We start from the raw sequence: 23,878 nt of genomic DNA, 5'->3' as shown, positions 1-23,878 counted from the left end.
TTATTCGACCTCTTTACGCGTGAAAACCCAATCATTCCCTTTTGATAAGTCTTCATTAAAGCTATACCCCGCTACCGCAAACCCTTTTAATTCTGCTAATGAATTCACTTGATTTTCAATAATATATCTAGCCATTAATCCACGTGCTTTTTTCGCGAAAAAACTGATCATTTTATATTGACCATTTTTCCAATCTTTAAAAGCCGGCGTGATCAAATCAGCTTGTAATGACTTTTTCTTCACAGCTTTAAAGTATTCATTTGACGCTAGGTTCACTAAAATATTATCTCCTTGCTCTGCAAGTGCTTGATTTAGCTTCTCAGTAATTAACTCGCCCCAGAATTGATATAAATTAGTACCACGATCGTTATTAAGCTTAGTGCCCATTTCTAGCCGATAAGCTTGCATTAAATCTAAGGGCTTAAGTAAACCATATAATCCCGACAATATTCTCATATGCTGTTGTGCGTACTCAAAATCAGCATCCGTTAAAGTTTTTGCATCTAGCCCTGTGTATACATCACCATTAAACGCCAACACTGCTGGACGAGCATTTTCAGTAGTAAAAGGTTGTGACCATTGTCCGAATCTTGCGGCATTTAGTCCGGCTAATTTATCGCTGATCCCCATTAAGGAAGATATCTCTGCAGGAGAAAGTTTGACGCATTCTTCTATTAATAATTGGCTATGCGATAATAATTCAGGTTGTGAAAATTTATCTGTCGTTAAAGGAGATTCATAATCTAAATTTTTTGCAGGAGAGACAACAAGTAACATAACGGATCCAACTCAATTAAAATTGTCGATACTATACCATAGCGAGGTCGGATTTAAATCGATGAAATCGCGATCTATCGCATAAATAAATAATCTAATTATTTATTAAAAATTCACAAAAGCTACTTGCTAATTTGCTAGGATTTGATACAAATTAGTGTTCGAACTCAAATGTTCATAATCGATAATTTGAGTAATTATCGAAGTCACACCAGAAATAAGCCGCTTGTCATATTATTTACGATTTGCTCAACGCTTAATCGGTACACTTTTCACATTTAATCAAAGGAAAATATGATGACAAACCAACTAGAACAGTTAAAAAAAATGACGACGGTTGTTGCTGATACTGGCGACATTGAAGCTATCGCAAAATTTCATCCACAAGATGCGACAACCAATCCTTCATTACTTCTTAAAGCTGCTTCGATAGAAAGCTATCAACATTTATTGGACCAATCTGTAACTTGGGCAAAGGCGCAATCCGACAATGCTGAGCAGCAAGTGATTGACGCGGCAGATAAATTATCGGTATTAATTGGTTTAGAAATTTTAAAAATAATCCCTGGCCGTATTTCTACGGAAGTTGATGCCCGTTTATCGTTTGATACTCAAGCGTCAATTGAAAAAGCACATAAACTTATTGCTATGTATAACGAAGCCGGCATTAGTAATGATAGAATTTTAATAAAATTAGCCTCAACATGGGAAGGGATCAAAGCAGCCGAACAGTTAGAAAATTCCGGCATTAATTGCAACTTAACCTTATTATTTAGTTTTGCTCAAGCGCAAGCTTGTGCTGAAGCGGGCGCATATTTAATTTCTCCATTTGTTGGTCGTATCTTAGATTGGTACAAAAAAGACACTGGGAAAACAGCATATCCAGCAGCAGAAGATCCAGGTGTATTGTCAGTAAGTAAAATTTATAATTATTACAAAGCTAAAGGTTACCAAACAGTGGTTATGGGCGCGAGTTTTAGAAATAGTGGTGAAATTTTAGCGTTAGCAGGCTGTGACCGATTAACCATTAGCCCTCAACTTTTAGATGAATTAGCTAACTCTCAAGAGCCAGTTGAGCAAAAATTATTTAATGATCAGCCAGCCATAGCAAAAGAGTCGCCATTGTCTGAAGCAGATTTTCGTTGGTTAATGAATGAAGATGCGATGGCAACTGAAAAGTTATCAGAAGGGATCAGAAATTTTGCTATTGACCAAGTGAAATTAGAAAAACAACTTTCAGCACTATTATAAAAATAAAAAAGGTTACTATTCATTCACTTGGCTAAAAACTTAAAAAAAATGTTTCAATTTTTCAGGATAGTATGGTAAAAAAATCATGCAGTTGTAGAAAAAAGGAGCATTCCATGGATAAGCTAAATGAAGTCGTTGGCTCACTTGGTAAACAACCAAAAGCCGCAACCAATAGTAATAAAAAAAGAAAATGGCGTGAAATAGAACAACTGAAAGAAAAGTTCCAACTTGAAAAAGACCTAAAAGTCTATGAAGACTCGCTAGAGTATATGTTGGACGAGTTTTAAGCTAATTAAAACGTTTAAACTAAAACCCAGTTTTTACTGGGTTTTTTATTGCAAACATAAAAATATAGCAGTAATAAAATGTCACTAACTGGGCTTGGTAATCCAGCCGCACAATTAAATGTTTATATTGAGAATACTCCACCGCTAGAGTCATACCTCTCGTTATCCGCATGTAGACCAATGCAAAACGGTGAGATTAAAATGATCGCAGATCTTACCGGCAATCATTGGCGTAAAATATTTAATGTTTATGCAAAACTCGTTTTTGAACTAAAAAAGCCACATTATAAATCATGGCAAGACTATCGAGATAATGCATTACTGCAAGGCCACAGTAATGAGAATTTATTATTTAAGGTAACAGCGCCAGAGATATTACCACACTTAATGCGTCATAATACGTCACCAAATAACATTTCAATTATTATGGGAAAAACCTATGCGAGTAAGTTAGAACTTGCTGAAACTTGTCACTGGCTATCCACAGAGTTTGCTATCAATACCGATAAAAATTTAATAATTTGCCCTTACTTTGACTACCGACAATTATCAAATATAAAAATTACCAAACTCTGCCAATTAATTAAATCAATGCAAAATGTAAAAACTTAACCCTTACTTTTTCAGGCATTTAACTTTAAGTAAAGTGAGTCTTGTTCAAGCCATTGCGGGTAATGACGAATAGGGTTTGCGTTTGGTTTAGCTAAGTAAAACCCTTGCGCATAACTCATTCCTAATTGCCTTAAGAGTTCATATTCTTCAAAGCTTTCGATACCTTCAACCACGACTTTTGCTTGTGCCGATTTTGCTAATTCAAATATTGCTTTAAGAAATTTTCTTTTAAAGTTATCAAGGTGGCAGCTTTCAACAAAGTAACGATCAACTTTAACAATATCTGGCCGTAATTGGCTCCACATTTTTAAACCTGAATACCCTGCACCAAGATCGTCAATAGCGACATCAAAGCCAAATTCTCGATATTTTGCTAGCGCAAGACTCAAAGTTTCTGCGTTTGGGAAAGGATATTTTTCACTCAATTCAATGACGATCCTTCGACAATCTAACCCAGCCTTCTCAACAAGTTTTATCGTTTCACCTTGTGGGTGGGCTTTATCTAATAACACCAACGGACTCACATTAAGAAATAATTTTCCTTCCAATTGTAAGTGAGCAAATTGTTGAATTGCAGTATCACGACATAATATTTCAAGCTCAGATAATAAACCACAATCAGTAGCTGCTTTAAATAACACATCAGGCGCGTAATAAATGCTATCTAGAGGGCCCCTAGATAATGCTTCATAACCAACGATAGTTTGATTAGTGATATCAAAGATGGGCTGAAAAACCACCGTGATTTTTTTATCACGGATAATATTTTGAATAATTTTATACACAGAAATCTCCTTTCACCTAAAAGTTTAGGAGTTTTAGATGACAGATTTATGACAAAATTTGAATATAACGTAGGAATTACGTTGAATTGTCACGAATGTGTGAAAGCTATTTCCTAGGTAATTAAAACGCTAGAATGTAACTAGGCTTAGCAAGTAACGACAAACGTTACATTACTAAGCCTATGACTATGACTATGCCAATCTATGTGAATTAATAGTGCGGAGAATAAATAAAGCTTAATTAACAGATCAAAGTTAAACTAAACGATAATTTACAGGTACCTTATTCGCCACCTGTATCAGGTGCTTCAGTGTCATCCTGTGCAACGTTAACCGGCGACTCTACTTCAACGCGATCGACTCGCTGTAAGCCTCGTGGTAATTTATTACCTCGTCTACCCCTTTCACCACGATAGTGTTCTATATCACTTGCTTTGAGGGTTAATTTTCGTTTACCAGCATGTAAAGTCACGGCGTCTTGATCCGTGATAACCTCAAGAAGTGTCACAAACTCTTCGCGTGACTTTGCGCGCGCAGACGAAATATTGATAATTTTATTACCTTTACCTTTACTCAATATCGGTAAATCTTTTACAGGGAAAACCAACATTCTTCCTTCGGTAGTAATGGCAAGTACTAACGCTTTTTCAAGGTTTTGAATAAGCTTAGGTCTGATCACTTTAGCGTTTGCCGGTAAACTAAGTAATGCTTTACCGTTTTTGTTGCGGCTGATCATATCTGAAAACTTACCAACAAACCCATAACCAGCATCGCTGCTCAATAAGTAATTCGCATTGTCATCTGCCATTAACGTTTGCTCAAAGTTCTCACCGGCGGATAAATTGAAACGTCCCGTTAAAGGTTCGCCTTGGCTTCGAGCAGTAGGCAAAGTATGCGCGTCAGTGGTATAAGCCCGACCTGAAGAATCGATAAATACAACAGGTCGATTACTTCGCCCTTTCGCTGAACATAAATATTCATCTCCAGCTTTATAGCTTAACATTTTCGCATCAATGTCATGCCCTTTAGCACAACGAGCCCAGCCCTTTTCAGAAACAACAACAGTAACAGGTTCACTTGGTACTAAATCTTTTTCTGATAATGCTTTTGCCTCGGTACGTTCAATAATTTTCGAGCGACGTTCATCTCCATATTTTTCTGCAGCTTCAAGAATTTCCTTTTTCATTAAGGTATTCATTCGTGCATTGGAGCCCAATATCTTCTCTAACTTTTCGCGTTCTTGATTTAATTCATCTTGCTCTGCACGAATTTTAATTTCTTCTAACTTCGCCAATTGACGTAGTTTAATTTCTAAAATCGCTTCCGCTTGAATTTGTGAAAGCGAAAAGCGAGACATTAATTCTACTTTCGGTTCATCATAATTACGTATAATTTCAATAACTTCATCAATATTTAAATACGCAATCAATAAACCGTCTAAAATATGCAACCGCGCAAGTACTTTATCTAAACGATATTGCAAACGTCGTCGAATAGTTTCACGGCGAAACTCAATCCATTCAGATAAAATACTTTTTAAATTTTTAACCGCAGGCTTATTATTTAAACCAATCATGTTGAGGTTAACACGATAGTTTTTTTCTAAGTCGGTAGTGGCAAAAAGATGTTGCATTAATTGTTCTATATCTACGCGATTTGAACGAGGAACAACGACTAATCGCGTTGGATTTTCATGATCCGACTCATCACGTAAATCTACAACCATAGGCAGCTTTTTCGCGGTCATTTGCGCGGCTATTTGTTCTAATATTTTCCCGCCTGATGCTTGATGAGGTAAGGCGGTTATCACCACCTCACCGTGTTCGATATCATAAACTGCTCGCATTTTGATGCTACCACGGCCAGTTTGATATATTTTTTCAATATCGGCAGCTGGAGTGATGATTTCTGCATCAGTTGGATAGTCGGGGCCTTTTACTACCTCTAATAATTCAGTAATTTCAGTTTTGGGTGATTCGATCAGTTTGACACAGGCATTAGCCATTTCTCTGACATTATGTGGAGGAATATCCGTTGCCATACCCACGGCAATCCCCGTAATACCGTTCAACATGATATGAGGGAGACGCGCAGGCAATGTTTTTGGCTCTTTCATCGTGCCATCAAAATTAGGTAACCAATCAACCGTACCTTGACCAAGTTCACTTAATAACACTTCACTAAAGCGAGATAAACGAGACTCGGTATAACGCATCGCGGCAAAAGACTTAGGATCGTCTGGGGCCCCCCAGTTACCTTGGCCATCAACTAAAGGATAACGATAAGAAAATGGCTGCGCCATCAACACCATAGCTTCATAACAGGCGGAATCACCATGCGGATGAAATTTACCTAACACATCACCAACAGTACGAGCTGACTTTTTATATTTCGCTGCAGCCGACAAACCAAGTTCTGACATGGCATAAACAATACGACGTTGTACTGGTTTTAAACCATCGCCAATATGTGGCAAAGCTCTATCCATGATAACGTACATGGAGTAATTTAAATAAGCTTCTTCTGTAAATTGTCGTAATGGTCGTTGTTCAATACCATCAAGACTATAATCAAGCGCATCAGACATGGATAAATTTTCCCAATATAAACGACTTAGCTTCTGTTTATTGGTTGAGTTTTAATCAACAAGTAAACGCTGAGCGTAAATTTTCTTTTTAATATTAAACATTATTGAAAACATGCCGTTCTTTAAATGTAAAAAAGACTAAAAAGCAGTTTAATTATTATTAATTTGATTAGATTAAAGTGAAGTTCAACCTTTATATCTCTGCCTAGCTTAGCTGATTATCACATAGGAAAAAATAGCTGATCGAAAGAAAGTTTTAGAATTTGATAAATATTATCAATCTTGCTTAATATAGCTACAGACTTGATTACGACCGGTATTTTTTGCCGCCATTAACGCTTCATCTGCGGCATTAACTAATGCATCAAAATTTTGTTCCGTTTGTGACAAACTCGCAACACCAATGCTGATCGTTATCTGAAGAGACTCTTCTTGATAAGTGTAACGATATTGTTGTACTTTTTCACGAAAACGTTCGGCAATGGCTTTTGCTTGTTCATGGTTGGTTTGAGGTAAAATAACCGCAAACTCTTCACCCGCGATTCGAGCAAAAATATCGCGAGGACGAATCGACTCTTTGCCTAATTGACTAATCGCGTTAATCAATTCATCACCAATAACACAGCCATACGCTTGATTGATACGTTCGAAAAAGTCAATGTCTAATAGGATTACACTGAGATCGTGCTGATATTTTAAAGCGGCTTCTGACAATAATTCGCCTTGCTCAAAGCAAGACTGTCGATTTAATAGCTGAGTTAAATTATCACGCTCAGTAAGTTGTTTTAACGCGGTATTTATTTTTAATTGTCTGATCAAAAGCGCAATAAAAATAATTGCGGTGATCAGCAAAATCCCTATATTTCGTTGCTGAATCGCGACTTCTTTTTCAGTTTCTTTTAATTGTAAATGTTGCAACTCATGTTCTGTTTTTAATAATTCATTCGCTTTTACTTTAAGGTCAGTATCATATTTAGCATTAAGTTTTGCTAAACGTTGTTCGCGTAAAAACTTACGATAATCACGATATTTATCTAAATAATTATTCTTTTGTTGATATGCCAATTCATATTGACCAATTTGGGCATAACAGTTTGCGAGCTTGGTATGTATTTGGTTAAATTGTGGCTGAATTAATTGCATAGTTGCAATTTTATCTTCGAGTGATAACGCCTTTTTTAACCAATTAATTGCTTTATGTTGTTCATGACTCTCGCGAATAATATTCGCGCGAATAATCAACATCAGGTATTTTTCAGCCGCATTAAAACTATGACTAATATCGTCAACTTTAGGTAATAATTGCTCGGCTTGTCCAGGGGATTTTTCACTCAATTCAAGCAATGAAAGGATCCTAGCATTCACCGGCAGTGGTTCATCATTATTTAGTAAGCTAGATTGAACGGCTGGTTTTGTATCAGATAAGAGTGGAGCATTATTTAACTGCTCTTCCGCGCTAAGTGTAAACATCACAATCAGCAGCAAAAAGCCAATTAATTTCAAACTAGTGACATTAATCATCTATGAACACCTTATTTCCACCAAGACCTTTTGCCTTAACGCGCAATTCATTCGCCGCGGATAATAAAACTTCAAAATTTGCATGGTTAATTTCAAGGTACTGAGTAACGCCAGCACTGATAGTCACCTCTTGTAAATCTTTATTAAGCTTTGCTTGTTGTGCTAATGACAGACGTATTTCTTCAGCCATTTTTTGAGCTGAAGCTTGTTCAGTATCGGGTAGCACAGCGACAAATTTATCGTTATCAAGTCTGCCGAACAGGTCATTTTCACGCAGGTGTGACTTGCCAAGCTGAGCAATAAACTTCAGTGTTAAATCCCCTCTGTGATACCCCTTAATGTTATTGATACTTTTTAAATTATCGATATCTAATATAAAAATACTTAACGGTAATTTTTTATCTTTTGCGTGATAAATTAATTCTTCGCCTAACTGCATCAAGTAACAACGATTGGTCACATTCGTTAAACTATCGCGCATTGAAGCAAGTAACATTTTTTTCTGACCACGAATAATTTTGATCAATATCCATGCAAGGATTAAAGCGATAATGGCAAAAATTATCATGAATATTCTACGGTTTTGCACATCACTTTGAGCTTCCGATAATAATAAAGATTGGACGGATTCTTTTTGTTGTAAAATTTTAGATTGTAGATCAGCTTGCTCACTTTCATATCGCATGCGAAGATCTTCAATTTCATCTACATTACTTTTTTCAGGTAATGACAATGCAAAGGTGATAAATTCGTCTTGCGCTTGATAAGCTTGTTTAAAATCTTCAATCTTGTAATAAGTTTCCGCTTTTAAATACAGTAAATCTAACTTAGAAATAGTATTGACAACTTTTTTCTCGCTACCTTCATATTGTTTCAAATATTCGGTAGCAACATGCATATTGTTTAACGCTTCTTGATAACGTCCTAATTCCAAAAATAAATACCCTTTATCAAGTGCATGAGCAATAGGAATATCGACTTGTTCCGTTTGTTCAATATATTGACTCGCAATTAACATATATTGATAAGACGCCTCAGGATCACTATCTTTTTGCTTTACATGTGCCCAAGCCATGCCCGAATATACAGAAGCGATCAATTCGTTATTTGAAATTTCATCGATATGTTCGAGTATTTGTTGATAAACCGTGATGGCAGCTTCGTATTTCTCATTTATAGAGTAACTTGACGCTATATTTCGTAAAGTATTGATAGCGTATAACGATTTTCCGGCTTTTACATAGAATTCGTAAGCTTTTTTATGATACGACAAGGATTTATCTTCCTGATTTATCAAGCTATATAAAATTCCCTTTTCGCCATAAATATATCCGGACAACTCATCATCATTAATACTTTGGGCAATGGCCAATGCGTCATTAAACATAATTAGCGCGCGGTCAAACTGCTCCATTAAATAGTCTAATGCTCCTAGATTAATTAAACCTACCGCGACTATTTTTTTATTATTTAAGGAGTCAGCAATCTCCAACCCTTGTATATAGTCTTCACGTGCCGCTTGATAATCTCCCAAGCTTTCGATGGCAAAACCGCGGGCATAAAGTAATTCAGAAGTAGTAATACTAGGACTTGATAAACGCCTTGCTAACGTTAATGCCTCATCAGCTAATTTAATACCTTGCTGGTATTGTGCTTGTTCGACATAAAGTTCTGTTAATAATTTATTGAAAATTAATTGGTTCTCTATTGATAACGAAGAAAGGTCATGACTTTGTTTATTAAGAAAATTAAAGGCTTGTGCAGCATTGGTATCTTTTAGTGATTCGGCTTTTTCAATGAAAGCATCAAAGGTACTATTTTCGATAACTTGCCAAGCAGTTGACTCACGCGTTATCAAGAGTAAAACAATCATCACTAGAGATTGAAGCAATTTTGATAAATTGAAATAATCTCTAACCAATGTAATACCTTTAATTATTAATGTTTTTGAAGATGAAATTTTTCAGGGCATCAGTATAAAACGAAGTTAAGACAATGATAAAGTCAAATTTAATTATTTATTTATGTTACCAACTAGATTGTTATTTTCTATTGCGAATCAAACAAATAGTAAATATTCCTGCTAAATTAATCTGACAATTTCCAATAACATGCCTCAATTTTATTGCCTTCTAGGTCTAAGACAAAACAGCCATAATATTTATCACCATATTCAGGTCTTTCTCCGGGCTTTCCGTTATCTTTTGCTCCTAAGGCAAGCGCTTGTTGATAAAAATTATCAACCTGTTCTTGGCTTGTAGCAACAAAACCAAAATGTACACCATTACCTTGGCTCGCCATTTTTTTATCAAAAGGAATTTGCAGCCAAAATTCAGGGTAGCCGCCCTTTCCAAAGGCAACAGCATGTTCATATTCACAGACTAACTCTATCGCTAGGGTTTTTAATAACGGTTGATAAAAAGCTTTTGCTTGCCCGACATTTTTTGTTCCTAGTGATGCATGACAAATACTACGAAGCTCTCTGTGTTCAATCATAATGCTCAACGCCTTAATCATTATTCATACTCGATATTGTGCTACACAGTAGCATAACGTAAATGATTTTTATTGAGAAATCGTTAAGCAAACTGGCATTGCACAATAAACAAGCCAATAAACAATAGCGCCAAGTAAACACAAAATAACAGGTAAATTAAAATGTAAATTCACACGATGAACTTTTTTCTGTTATAACTATATCAATACATTTAATTTACATTATATTAACCATGAAATTGATCGTACATTTGTTATTCCTTTTCGTTATTTGTTTGTTAAGTACAAAAGCCTATGCAGGCACCGATTTAAGTACTTATACTCCTCCTAAAGACATGAAAAATTTGCATATACATGAACTTGGCAGCAGTGAAAGTGCCACTGAATTTATTATTTTTGTTCGTAATGAAGTAAAAGCACATCTTCATAAAGAACACACAGAACTTATTTATGTATTAGAAGGAGAAGGATTGTTTTATTTAGATGAAACTAAACAAATCGTAAAACCCGGTGATTTTATCCGCGTAAATAAAGGCGTTGTTCATTCCGTAAAGGTAACCTCACAATCGCCATTAAAAGTGCTATCAATTCAAACGCCTAAATTTATTGGTAAAGATAGGCACTTTGTCGATAAACCATCTAGCACTCCCTCAAAATAAACAATAAAAACTATTGATATTTATGCTAATAAATTGCATAAATATAAAATAGCGGTAATGAGTTGATAATTTATCGTTTAATTTAACATGGATGTTCAGTTGTTGAAGTAAATGCAAATGCTAAGGAATAATGATTCATTTATGAGAGCTCGAGTTACCGCATTGCTTACCATTTATTTAGGGTTAAGCTCCTTATTTAGTTTCGCTGTTTATTCAGCAAAATATAAATTAGGTGTGAATAGTTCAGGAGGCCCTGATTTTTTTTATCAAGACAATAAAATTCAAGGTAGTATTGGTGAAATTTTTCAATGTGCTTTAGATGTCTCACATATTCAGTATGATTCTCGTGCTCTCCCCGTAGCCAGACTCTTATTTCAATTAGAGAGTGGAGAAATAGATATCGCCGTTGGCTTAGCTAAAACCATTAACCGCAGTGAAATAGCTACCTATGCTAACCCACTGTTAAATATTAGCTATTTTTTCATTACTGCAAATCCCGTATTGAATAAGTTGAGCGATTTATCAGACAAACAAATTGCGGGGTTAAGGCACTCTAATATTATCGATATGATTGAGAATTTGAATGCTATTCCTCATGAAGTAGACTCCTATGTTCAAGCCGTAAAAATGGCCACGCAATCAAGAGTTGAAGGAGCAATATTACCAATAACTGTGTTGTCTAATATGGATGAGAAGTTACTAAAAGGCGCCAATATTTTTCAAATCGATAATAAAGAAATAAGCTTTTATATTTCTCATAAAACAGAAGATTTAGCACGATTATTAGCACAGATAAACCAAGGCATTAGTCAATGTAAAAAGCTGCAAACGTCGTTATCCAAAAGCACTGTTGAAAAAATTTAACAGTGCCTTTTAACATCAAAATAACAATTTATTTAAGTGAGCTACTTAGTACAAAACTCCGTGATTAAGCAGTCCTCCCCTTAAATTGGTAATTAAGCCAAAAGATGACAAAAACCAAGTTTTCTGCACTTCAGCATAAGACTTTGGTTTTGCAGATGATTCCCATCCATCACGTTTTGAAGTGTTACTCCCTTTGTAGTGATAAAGTGATTTTGGCCACCTAATTAGAGGATGCTACGTTCTATCTCATAACCGAATTAGGAATAGAAAATGGCAAAACATTCACGTAAAAATTTCAGCTCAGAATTTTGTTTAGAATCAGCACAATTAGTTTTTGATCATGGTTACACTTATGAAGAAACTGCTAAGGCGATGAATGTTGGTTATTCAACGATTGGCAAATGGATCAAACAGTTAAAAGAATAAAGTCAAGTCACCTATGACGCCAGATCGATTAAAAATAAGTGAGTTTGAAAAAGATAGAATGTATTGTATTAGAATAGGAAATTCTAAAAAAACTACGGCGCTGTTGATGCCAGATTCACTGAATAATTCTAATTATTCGAATTATTCGAAAAGCTCAACCAGAGCCATAAAGCAAAATACACAGTGAAATTATTGTGTGAAGTATTTAATGTACATCGTAGTAGCTTTAAATACTGGGCAGTCTGAGATAAAAGTATTCTAGCCGATGAATTAGTGTTACAAGCTGAAGTCAAAGCTACACATAATTAAAATTAATATCAAAAAATAACCTTTTATTTCATATATAAAAAAAGCTTGTCACCCAGGGAGGTGTGACAAGCTTAAGCTATCAAAGGGCTTTAAAAACGATAAGACATTTTTACAAAACCTCTACGACCGAGTAAATCGTAAGTCATCACATCGGTATTAGCATCATTCCAAGAGGTTAAATATGGCGCTTCTTCATCTAATAAGTTGTCAATACCTGCCGAAATAGTCAGTTCATCATTAAACATATACGACGCTGAAATATCAGAATAAGTTATTGAATCGACAGACTTACCAAGAGGATCAAAGTCATTTCCATTTACATCATCAGCACCACCAATATAACGCAGAGAATAACTAGCCATCCAATCATCGCTTATTAATGACAAGCTAAAGTTACTGCGCCACTCTGTATAACTACCTTGATCTTCAGTGATATACCCAACCTTATCAATAGTCGGCTGTCCTGCAAAAGGTGTACTTTCATGATCTAATAAACGCGTCACATCCAAATTTGTTTTGGCATCATAACCAAATAATTCAAATTTATATGCAATATTAAAATCAATACCACTAACTTTTTCTACGGCTGCATTTACAGGGCGTTGCTGAAGTTGATTAACTTGCTTAGTCACTTGATGACGAGTAAAAGTATCACAAAATTGTGAGTTTCCTACAGGATCTTCATAACATAACTTCAACATATCAGAACCATTTACTGAAGTAATAGAATCTTCAATTTCTATATTAAAGTAATCAAACGTAGTAGATAAACCTTTAACAAATTCAGGCTCCCACACAATACCTATAGTAGTTGTATCTGCTGATTCTGCACCAAGTTCCGGATTTCCACCAACACTTGTTAAAACAGTTGTACCGTCTTGAACAAAGTCAGCAGGAACTCCGTCTGCTAAACAATTAGCAGCAATTGCCCCTGTAGCATTCTCACAAGGATCTATAGTTCTTAAGTTTTCTCCATTAGTACCACCAAATAACTCAGTGATAACGGGAGCACGAAATGCTGTAGACTGCACACCACGGATCATTAATGCATCATTAACTTTCCATGTAATACCAAGTTTATACGTAGATTCAGCACCAACCGTACTGTAATCAGAATAACGCATTGCCATTTCTGCCGTTAAGTTTTCTACCAAGGGCATATCGGCTAATAACGGAACGGATAACTCGATGAATGCTTCACTAACATCATAACTACCACTAATAGGATCTTCATTACCATTAGCTAACACAGTTGAATCAGGGTCACGCCAGCCATCTTCAGCTCGGTGTTCTACACCAGCAGCAAACCCTAATACACCTGCTGGCAATTCAAATAAATCACCATAAATATTAGCAGTCCAACTACGCATCTCATTACCACCTGTTCCTTCTCGGCGATACTTAACATAGTCAATAACACCCTGATCTAGCTGGTTTACACCAAACCAATCCCCACAAGGAATACCATTACTATTATCATAAGTACAAATACTATCATCTAAAGTCTGTGCAGCTTTAGCTGGGTCGATATCAAAAGTCCATCCGTCTGTTCCTGTATTTCTGCCATAATTAAAAGCAAAATCCCATCCCCAACCATTATCAAAGTCACCTTCAAGGCCTAATACTATACGAATAGTATCAGTTTCTTGGAAAAAGAAGGGGGCACCTAACTCTGTATTCCGGCGACTTTGAAACTCTAAATCTTGACCAGTTGGGTTATAAGCAAAATCTTGAGATACTTTTATACCTGCAAACCCATTGCGAGGCGTAACAATTTGCTTACCTTTACGTTTTGTATACATAGTTTCTGTAAATAAACGTATTGAATCATTCACTTCATAGTTAACAAAACTTGAAATATTGATGCGTTCCATAGGACTAACAGCATTCAAATAAGGGATCCATTCAAACCCATGCTCTTCACTATTGTATGGACCATATGCATCACCATTGTTCTCATCTTGGCTAAATTGGACCTGACTACCATCTGCCAGTAATGCTCTCCCCCCTTCAGTTGTACCACTACCAAAACATTGAAATTTTCCTTCTTCTGTACCAAATTTAGCACAATCGATACGATCTGATTGACGAACTGCTTCAGTATTAGTGTAATTTAAACTTAAAACTGCATTACCTCGTTCAAAATCTCCACCTAAGGTAAGATTAATATCTTGGTTTTCACCATCCCCTTCGTCAGTAATACCAGCTTTAATATTAAGCTCTGCACCTTCAAAATCCTTTTTAGTGATGATATTTACTACACCAGCAACAGCATCAGCGCCATAAATTGCCGAAGCACCATCTTTCAATACTTCAATACGCTCAACCATTGAAGTTGGAACCATATTTAAATCGACAGAACTGTTTGCTCCAGTCCCCCCACCAACAACTCTTCTTCCATTAAATAAAACAAGTGTGCGCTTAATTCCCATCCCTCGAAGATTTACTTGTGCTGTACCATAACCACCACTTGTCCAATAAGCGTTGGTCGCATTACCAGCAACACCTGCTGAAAAAGACATTTCTTGTAATAAGTTTTCAACGTTTGAAATACCGGACATGCTTATTTCAGCAGCGGTAATAATAGAAACAGGACTAGCTGATTCCATATCAGCTCGCTTGATTTTTGATCCTGTAATTTCAATTCGTTCAACTGCTTCATTGGCTTCTTCTGCATTGGCTAATGCAGGAAAAGACATAATACCACCTAGCAGTAAAGCCTTTGTAATTGGGCTAAAGTTATTTTTAAAGTGCTTCATACTTTTATTTCCTCTGATTTTAGTTAGTAGTTTTTTATTATTGTATAAACCTTATACAACACTATACCTGTATATACAACGATTTTTTTTAAATTAATATTTTGGTATATTTTTCTTGTATTTCATTAATAATTATAAAAGAATCACTTACTAATTAAAGGACTTACCAGCTAGTATATACAGAGCGTTTACACACTGTTAAGATAATGTAAACTATCTTTATTGGGTACGCTGTCTAGAACCATATTGACGAAAATTAAAAATTTATGAATTTACCGAAATATAAAATCATTGCTGACTATATAAATAAAAAACTGTCGTCCTTAGAATGGCCTGAGGGTTTTAAAATTCCTTCTGAGACGGAGTTAGCTACACAGTTTTCAGCAAGCCGTATGACCGCTAGAAAGTCTATTGAAGAGCTTGTGTCACAAGGTTTATTAAAGAGAGTTCCTAGCGTTGGTACATTTGTTGAGCCTTCACAAGCCCAAAGCTCATTATTAGAAATTAAAAATATATCTGAGGAAATAAAATCAAGAGGCCACACACACAGTATGACCGTGCTGAGTAAATTAACTTTGGTTCCAAATGGTGAGTTAGCTTATACATTAGAGGCAAATAATAAAAAAGTATTCAAAGTTATAATCGTTCATTTGGAAAATAACATTCCACTTCAATTAGAAGAAAGGTATGTGAGCGCTGAAGAAGTTCCATTATTTTTAGAACAAGACTTCAGTAAAACAACTGTAAATGAATATTTGTGTTCCGTTGCTCCGTTAACTGATGCTGAAATTACAATAGAAGCCATAATACCAACAAAAATTTTAAAACATAATTTGAAATTGGAAGACGGCGTTCCTTGTTTAAAAGTGACTAGAATTACATTATCTAACGGACACCCTATAAGCTACGCAGTTTTATATCATCCTGCTGATAGGTTTAAGCTAACAAGTAGTATACATCTTAAGTAAAGTATTAAAGTCCCTGTTTTGCTTGAATAAAGCTAATCACCAATGAAGAATATACTTACCCTACCTCACTAATGCCTGCATCATAATTACTAGGGTGTTGTTCTGGTGCACCTTCAGCTAAATGTAAGTAGCAAGAAGAAACTTCCTTACCTAAAGAATATGTATAATATTCAGTGTCCTTCACTTAAATACCACAATTTATTTATGCACTTACTGGCATTAATGAAATTGAATCGACATCTAACTCATCTCCTATAGGTAAAGCTTCCTTTTTTAAATATTGCCTGCTTATCTTTGGCTTGATGTTTCTCATCGCCATGCGCAAAATTAACAAAACTTATGACGATTAAAATAGTTGCTGTAATATATATCCTTCTTATCGTTTACTTTAATTATTAGTTTGACCAATGGATACGAACTATTTTCCACTCACCATGCTGCTTTTCTAATACCATAGTTTCCATACCTTCGTAATTACGCTCTTTCCCTTTGTATGTTCCTGTGTTTTTACTGCGAGACATTGAAACAGCACTGTTACCCATGACTTTTACATCATGTTCTAATGATTCACTATTCATGGCAGCAAGATATTTCATATCTGACAACATATGATGGTGAGCGTATTCATCGGCAGAACGCTCCACTCTTCCTCCTTCAAAAATTAAAACATCGTCAGCCAATAGTTTTCTCGCTATAGTTTTATCACCTGTTTTCAACGCCTGATGGAATTGCGTAACCACTTTTCCGGCAGATAAATCAACACCGATAAACATTTCATTTTTTAGTCCAGAATGGTGTTCATTATCTTGAGCAATACTTACACTTCCCCCAAATACTCCCACTAAGCAGACGATCATCATTGGAAATTTATTTTTTATCATTACTTTCCCTTTTTTAGTTTTAGTTTGAATTTTAGTTGGATGTTAATCTATCGCTGTAAGCACTTGATATTGTTCAGGTGTCAAAGTCGGTAAACGCTTTATAAAAGCGACCATTGCCCAGATACGATGATCATCATGCGTTTTACCCCATGCAGACATTCCGGATGCTTTGATACCATGTTTAATTACCCAAAAATGCTTACGAGCAGTCTCTATTTCATCGCCATGTTCATGTCCTATATGGCTATTATCTGAAACCGTCAAATTAGGCGGTACTGGATATAACCCTAAGCTCATATCACTCTCATTTTGATCTGGTTTTAAATGGCAACTAGAACACATGTATTCGTAATCAGTGCCTCCTGTTAGTAACAATTCAGGGTCACTTAAATCCGGCACTTCAATAGATCGTGCAGCTTTTTTAATAGAGTTTTCTCTAGTTTGTTCTAATAACCAATAGACCAAATCACTATGCGGCTCATCTGCTGCAACATTAACAATTCCTGAGTACATAACGGTAGCCCCACCACCTATACCTAAGGCAACAAGCAGTAATATTAATTTAAATATTTTCATACGCTTTCCTTTTGAGTCAGCAGTCACTTAATACACCTACTAAGTGACTAATAAAGTTAATTAATGATTATGCTCGTTTTGATCATCTTTCTTTTTTGTTTTATGTTCATTTTTCTTCATTTTACTGTGATCCATTTTGCTATGGTTCATCTTTCCTTTTGATTTTTCAGCTTGCTTCATACATTTTTTCATCATGGCAATAGCAACAGGATCTTTCATATCCATTTTGTTGTGGTCCATTTTGCTACAATCAGCCTTTTCTGCTTTTTTTACATGTAGTTTTGGATCATGTGCAGTGGCGCTAATTGATAAAGTAATTGCAGGTATTACTATAAGAGCAACTTTTTTAAAATTTTTCATTATTTTCTCCAGTTAAAAGGTTTAGGTAAAATCATCAAAAGCTATTGCGCTGTCTTTAACGCCTTTCGCTTTTAAGAAATTAATTGTTTCTGTCATCATATTTTTAGGCCCACATAAATAAAACTCTAAATCGTCAATGTGCCCTAATGTTTCAAAGTTTAGTGATAAAATTTCTTGAGCATAGCCTGTTGCCCCCAACCAATCATCACTTGGTTTAGAAAGAGTTGGATAATAATGAAAACTCTCATTATTTTCTGCGAATCGATAAAATTCATCCGCATAAAGCAAGTCACCTTCTGAGCGTGCTCCATAAAAGAAATGAATGTTTCGTAAATCAATGTTTTCTATGTTCTTTATAGCAACTTGCTCTTCAATTAGTGATTTTAGAGGTGCCATTCCTGAACCCGCGCCTAAAAGAACCATGGTTTTTTGACTATCTTTCTTAGCAAAAAATTCTTCGAAAGGTCCAATAGCTTCAATCGATGAGCCTTCAGCCATGTTACATAAATAACTAGAACCTACACCCGGTAAAGTTTTATGTTGTGGGGCCGTTTGTATTTTAATTGTAAAAACTAACTCATCAGTAACCAATGGTGATTCTGCTAATGAATAGCTACGTGTACAAGCAAGATGTTCATATTCTAAGTGTTCAATATGATGCCAATTAGCTTTTAAATGTTCAGGCAGATTTAGTGGAATTGAGACACCTTTTCCTGCTGGAATGAAAAATCGCATAAATGCACCAGCTTTATAAGATATAGGAACTTCACCTAGTACCTTAAAACGTAGCTCTTTCATAAAAGGAGTTAAAAAACGACTTTCAGATAATACTAAAGTATGTTTTTTAGCTTCCGTCACATCCATTAGAGTCATATGTTCTACATCCGTACTAAAATGCTGACAAGCTAAACGATAACCTTGCTGTAACTCTTTATCACTAAAATGTACGTGATCTGCTGATGTTGACTTAAGCATAGGGTTTATCATTACTCTACAACGACCACAAGTTCCTCCACCACCACAAGTTGAAGGTAGTGCAATATCATGTTCAATAAGCCCATCTAGTAGGTTAGTATGGTTAGAGAGTATTACAGTGCCCATACTTTTTTGGTTCTTATCAAATAGCTTGACCCCTTGTGATTTAGAAAAGTATTTAATTCTATATTGTCCACGCAAGCCAAGATCTACTGTCCAAATAAGCCCACTGAACGATAACCAAAGCGTAATAAATGCGAACAATATTATTTGAATATTATTAAAACTTCCTTCATTAGCATAATCCATGAAATGCAGCATAAAAAATATATCAGCAAATCGCTTATGATCATCACTATGTCCCACTAATCGCCCTGATTCAGCCTCAATGTATACACTTGTATTAATATCGTTAACAAAGTTTATTTGCCAGGCGGCATTCTTCTGTTTTGGAAAGTCTTCTATAGGTGGGTGAAGGAGTTTAATTGAGCTAGTATCACTTGGTCCATTATACGATTGTTTTGCAATTTCTAATGCTAAAGTGCTATCTATAACCATTTTATCACCAGTTAATGCATTAGCTAAGCTATAACGATTTTTAAAGTTTTTATATAGCCCTTTTTGATGAGTTAATAAATAGTATGCCTTCCCTAATATATAGGTAGGCTCTATTGAAATTGCAGGTTTAAAATTAATCAACACCTCCTTTAAATCAATAAAGTTGTTATTATTAACTTCAGTCTGTTGGTGCGTATGACTTCTATACGTATCCCCAGCCGCTTTGGTATGATCCATTAAGTTAAAATAAATGCCACTCAACAACCATAATAAAAACTGAATGCCAACTATCACAGATGCCCATTTATGTATCTTTCTAATTAAAATCATAATTTAGCCCCCCCGTTAAGCAATAATTCATCGTCAAGTTTAGATGGCTTAAATACTCTAAAATACGTTAATATCAAACCTGATAATGCAGCTAATATACTGAATAAAGTCACCCAAAAAAGTAAGGAATTATCAATTTCGCCTTTCTCATAATCCATCGCATGAAACCTAAACATCCAATCAAAAATACGCCAGAACTCATGTCGCTTTGCCAGTAAATTTCCATTCGTTGCTGATATGTATATGGATGGACTTCCAAAATCAGTAAAATTGACTCTCCATGCCGGCAATGCATTATGTACCCTTCTACTTAATTCAAAAGGAGGGTTGTCTGTTATCAGCTCAACACTCGCCACTTCATCACCACCTGTAAATGAATGTTTTGCTGCTTTAATAGCCAAAGATTTATTTAATGGAGTTAATAGTTCGCCATTATTTGCATCAAGCAAATAAAACTCTTCTTTATCTCCAGTTTTAACCGTAAAACGGTAAACTTCTCTATCAATAAACTTACCAAGGCTAACTTTTTCAGCCTTTGGATAGGTTTGCTTAATATCTTTTAACGATAAGTTAATGTTACTTATATTAATTTTAGTTTGATGGTTCTCCACTAAGGTATCACCATGAATATAATCAATATCAAAAAACACCATATAAGCCCCCGTAACAGACCAAATAACAAATTGCGAACCTAAAAACAGCATTAACCATTTATGATATTTACGGCTACTTTTTAATAGGCTAAATGGCTTATTTTTAGTTTTATCATTGTCTTCTAATGAGTTAGCACGCCATAAATAAAATAGTGCTGGTAAAATCAATAAGGTCAAAATAACGGCACTAAACATCCCCCCCACCATAGGCGCAGCTATACGACTCATCACTTCTGAGCCAGTTCCTGTACCATATAAAATAGGCAATAAACCAACAATGACTGTACCAGCGGTCATCATTACTGGACGAACTCGTAAGCCAGCACCATGTAACACTGCTTGAAGTACATCAGCTTTAGAGGTCGAAATAGCTCTTTCTTGATGATCCGTAATCATTTCTTTATATGCTTGATTTAAATAAACCAACATTATGACGCCTATCTCTACAGCAACTCCCGCTAACGCAATAAAACCGACACCAACAGCAACTGAAAAGTTATACCCTTCGAGATACATCAACCAGATACTACCAACCATAGCAAGTGGTAAAGTTCCCATAATCATCGCAACTTCAATGAAGTTTCTAAAGTTTAGGTACAATAGAATAATGATAATGAAAAGCGTTAATGGTACAACGTAAGTTAATTTGGCTTTTGCGCGTTCCATATATTCATATTGGCCCGCCCAATTTACTGAGTAGCCAGATGGTAGCTGTAACTTGTCTGCGACAACCTTTTTTGCCTCAACAACGTAAGTTCCTACATCTACCCCTTCAATATCAACAAATGTCCAACCATTTAATCGTGCATTTTCTGACTTAATACCCGGAGGCCCATCTTCAATAAAGACATGAGCAACATCGCCTAATGAAATCCTTTGACCATTAGGGGTAACAATCGGTAATAAAGAAAGTTGCTCTGGAGAGTTACGATAATCCTGCGGGTAACGTAAGTTCACAGGGTAGCGTTCCAACCCTTCAACAGTTTTAGTAACATTCATCCCTCCAATAGCCGTAGCAACCACTTGTTGAATTTCAGCAATATTTAAACCATAACGAGCCGCTTTTGCACGTTGAATATCAACTTTAACGTAACGACCACCCGCAACCCGCTCAGAGTAAACAGATGCAGTACCCTGGAAATCTTTCAAGACTTCTTCTAATTGTTTACCAATATCTTGAATTACTGATAAGTCAGGACCCGCTACTTTAATTCCAACAGGGGTCTTGATCCCTGTTGCTAACATATCAATACGTGTTTTTATAGGCATTACCCACGCATTGGTTACACCAGGCAATTTTACTAAAGTATCCAGTTCTTTTTTTAAGCTTTCCGTAGTAACTCCTTCACGCCACTCTTCCTTGGGTTTTAATTGAATAAAGCTTTCAATCATTGTCAATGGCGCAGGATCTGTTGCAGTTTCAGCACGGCCTACTTTACCAAACACAGTCTCTACTTCAGGAATCGTTTTAATTAGCTTGTCTGTTTGTTGCAATAACTGCCTTGCTTGACCTATAGAAATACCAGGGTACGTGGTAGGCATATACATTAAGTCACCCTCATCAAGCGGTGGAATAAATTCACTACCAATCTTATCAAGTGGATAAATACCAACAGCAAGAACAGCTAAGGCGGCTAAAATGGTTGATTTTGGAAAACGTAAAACAGCCTTCAAGGCTGGCATATATATATAAGTTAACCCCTTATTTACCGGGTTCTTATTCTCAGGAAGTACTTTACCTCGGATAAAGTACCCCATTAAAACTGGCACTAAGGTAATAGCAAGTGCCGCTGATGCAGCCATTGCATAAGTTTTAGTAAAAGCAAGAGGAGCAAACATTCGGCCTTCCTGAGCTTCTAAGGTAAATACAGGCACAAAACTAACGGTAATAATTAGTAATGTAAAAAATAAGGCTGGACCTACTTCACTTGCAGATTCAATTACAATTTGCCATCGGTTCTCTTTAGTTAATGGTGTTTTCTCCATATGTTTATGCATATTTTCAATCATGACAATTGCACCATCAACCATTGCGCCAATAGCAATGGCAATACCACCTAATGACATAATATTTGCATTCAGCCCTTGCCAATGCATCACAGCAAAAGCTGTTAATATTCCAACAGGAATACTAAAAATTGCCACTAAAGATGAACGCACGTGAAATAAGAAAATTATGCATACAAGGGCAACAACACCGAATTCTTCTAGTAATTTATAAGATAGATTATCTACTGCCCTTTCAATTAACGCAGATCTATCATAAACAGGAACAATTTCAACACCATCAGGTAAACCATTTTTAAGTTGTTCAAGCTTATCTTTAACACCATTTATCACTTGTTGAGCATTTTCACCAAAGCGCATGACTACGATACCGCCTACTGTTTCACCTTCTCCGTTAAGTTCAGCGATACCACGGCGCATTTGTGGTCCAGTACCAATATCGGCAACATCTTTCAACAGTAGTGGTGTACCATTTTGGTTAACCCCCAAGGGGATATTTTCTAAATCATCAACATTTTTCAAATAACCTGTTGCTCGAACCATGTATTCTGCTTCAGCCATCTCTACAACTGAGGCACCTATTTCCTGGTTGCCCTGCTTTATCGCTGTTTGAATTAACGATAAAGGAATACCAAATGCTCTTAATTTATCTGGATTGACTCTTACTTGATATTGCTTAACCATTCCACCAAGTGCTGCAACTTCAGAAACACCAGGCACAGTTTGCAGTTCAAACTTTAAAAACCAGTCTTGAATACTACGTAATTGGCTTAAGTCATGTTGGCCTGTTTTATCCACTAAAGCATATAAATATACCCAGCCAACTCCCGTTGCATCGGGGCCTAATTGAGGCCTTGCCTCACTCGGTAAGCTAGGTGCTACTTGACTCAAATATTCAAGCACTCTGGAACGTGCCCAATATAAATCAGTATTTTCATCAAAGATGACATAGACATAAGAATCACCAAAGAAAGAATACCCTCTTACGGTAACAGCGCCTGGTACAGAAAGCATGGCAGTAGTCATCGGGTAGGTAACCTGGTCTTCAACAACTTGTGGGGCTTGACCAGGGTAACTTGTTTTAATAATTACTTGCACATCAGATAAATCAGGCAGTGCATCAATAGGCGTTTTATTAACAGAATATAAACCAATGCCTACGAGTAAAAAGGTAGCGAGTAATACAAAAAATCGATTACCAACGGACCAACGTATTATAGAAGCAATCATAATAATC

At 35.9% G+C, this 23,878-nt stretch carries 19 protein-coding genes and 1 pseudogene; 7 read left to right on the top strand and 13 right to left on the bottom strand.

Going from position 1 to position 23,878, the window contains the following annotated elements; all coding sequences use genetic code 11:
- Window positions 1-777: a peroxide stress protein YaaA gene (yaaA, locus tag RM573_RS08580; RefSeq protein WP_311580202.1), complete on the bottom strand. Its 777-nt coding sequence runs from the start codon at window positions 775-777 to the stop codon at window positions 1-3.
- Between the two features lie 297 nt (window positions 778-1,074).
- Here yaaA and tal point away from each other — a divergent pair, with 297 nt between their 5' ends.
- The 3 genes from tal (at window position 1,075) to RM573_RS08565 (ending at window position 2,927) form a co-directional block, all read left to right on the top strand.
- Window positions 1,075-2,028 (top strand): transaldolase, encoded by a 954-nt coding sequence (tal, locus tag RM573_RS08575; protein WP_311580199.1) that lies wholly within the window; start codon window positions 1,075-1,077, stop codon window positions 2,026-2,028.
- Between the two features lie 113 nt (window positions 2,029-2,141).
- Window positions 2,142-2,315, top strand: a complete 174-nt coding sequence (locus RM573_RS08570; RefSeq protein WP_311580196.1) for a DUF3545 family protein — start codon at window positions 2,142-2,144, stop codon at window positions 2,313-2,315.
- A 78-nt stretch (window positions 2,316-2,393) separates the two neighbouring features.
- Window positions 2,394-2,927, top strand: coding sequence for a DUF6942 family protein (locus RM573_RS08565; protein WP_311580194.1), 534 nt, complete (start codon window positions 2,394-2,396; stop codon window positions 2,925-2,927).
- Window positions 2,928-2,938: 11 nt separating this feature from the next.
- Here the strand turns inward: RM573_RS08565 and RM573_RS08560 are convergent, their stop codons facing one another.
- The 5 genes from RM573_RS08560 to RM573_RS08540 form a co-directional block, all read right to left on the bottom strand.
- On the bottom strand, window positions 2,939-3,712 hold the full coding sequence (locus RM573_RS08560) for an EAL domain-containing protein (protein WP_311580191.1): 774 nt from the start codon (window positions 3,710-3,712) through the stop codon (window positions 2,939-2,941).
- A 283-nt stretch (window positions 3,713-3,995) separates the two neighbouring features.
- Window positions 3,996-6,299, bottom strand: a complete 2,304-nt coding sequence (parC, locus tag RM573_RS08555; RefSeq protein WP_311580189.1) for a DNA topoisomerase IV subunit A — start codon at window positions 6,297-6,299, stop codon at window positions 3,996-3,998.
- 276 nt (window positions 6,300-6,575) lie between these two features.
- Entirely contained in the window at window positions 6,576-7,820 is a 1,245-nt protein-coding gene (locus tag RM573_RS08550; protein ID WP_311580186.1) for a GGDEF domain-containing protein, read from the bottom strand.
- The gene (locus RM573_RS08545; protein WP_311580182.1) at window positions 7,813-9,741 is read right to left on the bottom strand and encodes a GGDEF domain-containing protein; all 1,929 of its coding nucleotides are present in this window, start codon (window positions 9,739-9,741) and stop codon (window positions 7,813-7,815) included. Before RM573_RS08545 ends, RM573_RS08550 begins: the two co-directional genes overlap by 8 nt.
- Window positions 9,742-9,908: 167 nt before the next feature.
- Window positions 9,909-10,316 carry a VOC family protein gene (locus tag RM573_RS08540; protein ID WP_311580180.1) on the bottom strand — a complete coding sequence of 136 codons (408 nt, stop codon included), beginning with the start codon at window positions 10,314-10,316 and terminating at the stop codon, window positions 9,909-9,911.
- Between the two features lie 275 nt (window positions 10,317-10,591).
- Here RM573_RS08540 and RM573_RS08535 point away from each other — a divergent pair, with 275 nt between their 5' ends.
- The 3 genes from RM573_RS08535 (at window position 10,592) to RM573_RS08525 (ending at window position 12,265) form a co-directional block, all read left to right on the top strand.
- Complete coding sequence (locus RM573_RS08535; RefSeq protein WP_311580177.1) at window positions 10,592-10,975, top strand: cupin domain-containing protein; 384 nt, start codon at window positions 10,592-10,594, stop codon at window positions 10,973-10,975.
- A 141-nt stretch (window positions 10,976-11,116) separates the two neighbouring features.
- Window positions 11,117-11,839 carry a type 2 periplasmic-binding domain-containing protein gene (locus tag RM573_RS08530; RefSeq protein ID WP_311580174.1) on the top strand — a complete coding sequence of 241 codons (723 nt, stop codon included), beginning with the start codon at window positions 11,117-11,119 and terminating at the stop codon, window positions 11,837-11,839.
- 270 nt (window positions 11,840-12,109) lie between these two features.
- Complete coding sequence (locus RM573_RS08525; protein WP_311580171.1) at window positions 12,110-12,265, top strand: transposase; 156 nt, start codon at window positions 12,110-12,112, stop codon at window positions 12,263-12,265.
- Between the two features lie 398 nt (window positions 12,266-12,663).
- Here the strand turns inward: RM573_RS08525 and RM573_RS08520 are convergent, their stop codons facing one another.
- Window positions 12,664-15,333: a TonB-dependent receptor domain-containing protein gene (locus RM573_RS08520; RefSeq protein ID WP_311580168.1), complete on the bottom strand. Its 2,670-nt coding sequence runs from the start codon at window positions 15,331-15,333 to the stop codon at window positions 12,664-12,666.
- Between the two features lie 266 nt (window positions 15,334-15,599).
- Here RM573_RS08520 and hutC point away from each other — a divergent pair, with 266 nt between their 5' ends.
- Window positions 15,600-16,301 carry a histidine utilization transcriptional repressor HutC gene (hutC, locus tag RM573_RS08515; RefSeq protein WP_311580165.1) on the top strand — a complete coding sequence of 234 codons (702 nt, stop codon included), beginning with the start codon at window positions 15,600-15,602 and terminating at the stop codon, window positions 16,299-16,301.
- A gap of 55 nt (window positions 16,302-16,356) precedes the next feature.
- On the opposite strand, the gene RM573_RS08510 is transcribed toward hutC, so the two are convergent.
- From RM573_RS08510 to RM573_RS08485, 6 genes and pseudogenes are all read right to left on the bottom strand, one after another.
- Window positions 16,357-16,485, bottom strand: a complete 129-nt coding sequence (locus RM573_RS08510; RefSeq protein WP_311580160.1) for a hypothetical protein — start codon at window positions 16,483-16,485, stop codon at window positions 16,357-16,359.
- Window positions 16,486-16,696: 211 nt separating this feature from the next.
- Window positions 16,697-17,182 carry a nuclear transport factor 2 family protein gene (locus RM573_RS08505; protein WP_311580157.1) on the bottom strand — a complete coding sequence of 162 codons (486 nt, stop codon included), beginning with the start codon at window positions 17,180-17,182 and terminating at the stop codon, window positions 16,697-16,699.
- Window positions 17,183-17,224: 42 nt separating this feature from the next.
- Window positions 17,225-17,758 (bottom strand): c-type cytochrome, encoded by a 534-nt coding sequence (locus tag RM573_RS08500; RefSeq protein WP_311580153.1) that lies wholly within the window; start codon window positions 17,756-17,758, stop codon window positions 17,225-17,227.
- A 60-nt stretch (window positions 17,759-17,818) separates the two neighbouring features.
- Window positions 17,819-18,118, bottom strand: coding sequence for a hypothetical protein (locus RM573_RS08495; RefSeq protein WP_311580149.1), 300 nt, complete (start codon window positions 18,116-18,118; stop codon window positions 17,819-17,821).
- A 21-nt stretch (window positions 18,119-18,139) separates the two neighbouring features.
- Window positions 18,140-19,981: a 2Fe-2S iron-sulfur cluster-binding protein gene (locus RM573_RS08490; RefSeq protein WP_311580145.1), complete on the bottom strand. Its 1,842-nt coding sequence runs from the start codon at window positions 19,979-19,981 to the stop codon at window positions 18,140-18,142.
- A 773-nt stretch (window positions 19,982-20,754) separates the two neighbouring features.
- Window positions 20,755-23,871: pseudogene (locus RM573_RS08485) on the bottom strand (efflux RND transporter permease subunit); the annotation flags it as partial.
- Between the last annotated feature and the right edge of the window lie 7 nt (window positions 23,872-23,878).

It is taken from the genome of Thalassotalea castellviae (assembly GCF_031846185.1).
GTDB lineage: Bacteria > Pseudomonadota > Gammaproteobacteria > Enterobacterales > Alteromonadaceae > Thalassotalea_H > Thalassotalea_H castellviae.
This window is presented reverse-complemented; position numbering and strand designations above follow the sequence as displayed.

Excerpts from the sequence above, each read along its gene's own strand:
- tal (WP_311580199.1), top strand. The coding sequence starts at position 1,075 with ATGACAAACCAACTAGAACAGTTAAAAAAAATGACGACGGTTGTTGCT.
- RM573_RS08500 (WP_311580153.1), bottom strand. The coding sequence starts at position 17,758 with ATGAAAATATTTAAATTAATATTACTGCTTGTTGCCTTAGGTATAGGT.
- parC (WP_311580189.1), bottom strand. The coding sequence starts at position 6,299 with ATGTCTGATGCGCTTGATTATAGTCTTGATGGTATTGAACAACGACCA.
- yaaA (WP_311580202.1), bottom strand. The coding sequence starts at position 777 with ATGTTACTTGTTGTCTCTCCTGCAAAAAATTTAGATTATGAATCTCCT.
- RM573_RS08540 (WP_311580180.1), bottom strand. The coding sequence starts at position 10,316 with ATGATTGAACACAGAGAGCTTCGTAGTATTTGTCATGCATCACTAGGA.
- RM573_RS08530 (WP_311580174.1), top strand. The coding sequence starts at position 11,117 with ATGAGAGCTCGAGTTACCGCATTGCTTACCATTTATTTAGGGTTAAGC.
- RM573_RS08490 (WP_311580145.1), bottom strand. The coding sequence starts at position 19,981 with ATGATTTTAATTAGAAAGATACATAAATGGGCATCTGTGATAGTTGGC.
- RM573_RS08570 (WP_311580196.1), top strand. The coding sequence starts at position 2,142 with ATGGATAAGCTAAATGAAGTCGTTGGCTCACTTGGTAAACAACCAAAA.
- RM573_RS08495 (WP_311580149.1), bottom strand. The coding sequence starts at position 18,118 with ATGAAAAATTTTAAAAAAGTTGCTCTTATAGTAATACCTGCAATTACT.
- RM573_RS08565 (WP_311580194.1), top strand. The coding sequence starts at position 2,394 with ATGTCACTAACTGGGCTTGGTAATCCAGCCGCACAATTAAATGTTTAT.
- RM573_RS08525 (WP_311580171.1), top strand. The coding sequence starts at position 12,110 with ATGGCAAAACATTCACGTAAAAATTTCAGCTCAGAATTTTGTTTAGAA.
- RM573_RS08550 (WP_311580186.1), bottom strand. The coding sequence starts at position 7,820 with ATGATTAATGTCACTAGTTTGAAATTAATTGGCTTTTTGCTGCTGATT.
- hutC (WP_311580165.1), top strand. The coding sequence starts at position 15,600 with ATGAATTTACCGAAATATAAAATCATTGCTGACTATATAAATAAAAAA.
- RM573_RS08520 (WP_311580168.1), bottom strand. The coding sequence starts at position 15,333 with ATGAAGCACTTTAAAAATAACTTTAGCCCAATTACAAAGGCTTTACTG.
- RM573_RS08505 (WP_311580157.1), bottom strand. The coding sequence starts at position 17,182 with ATGATAAAAAATAAATTTCCAATGATGATCGTCTGCTTAGTGGGAGTA.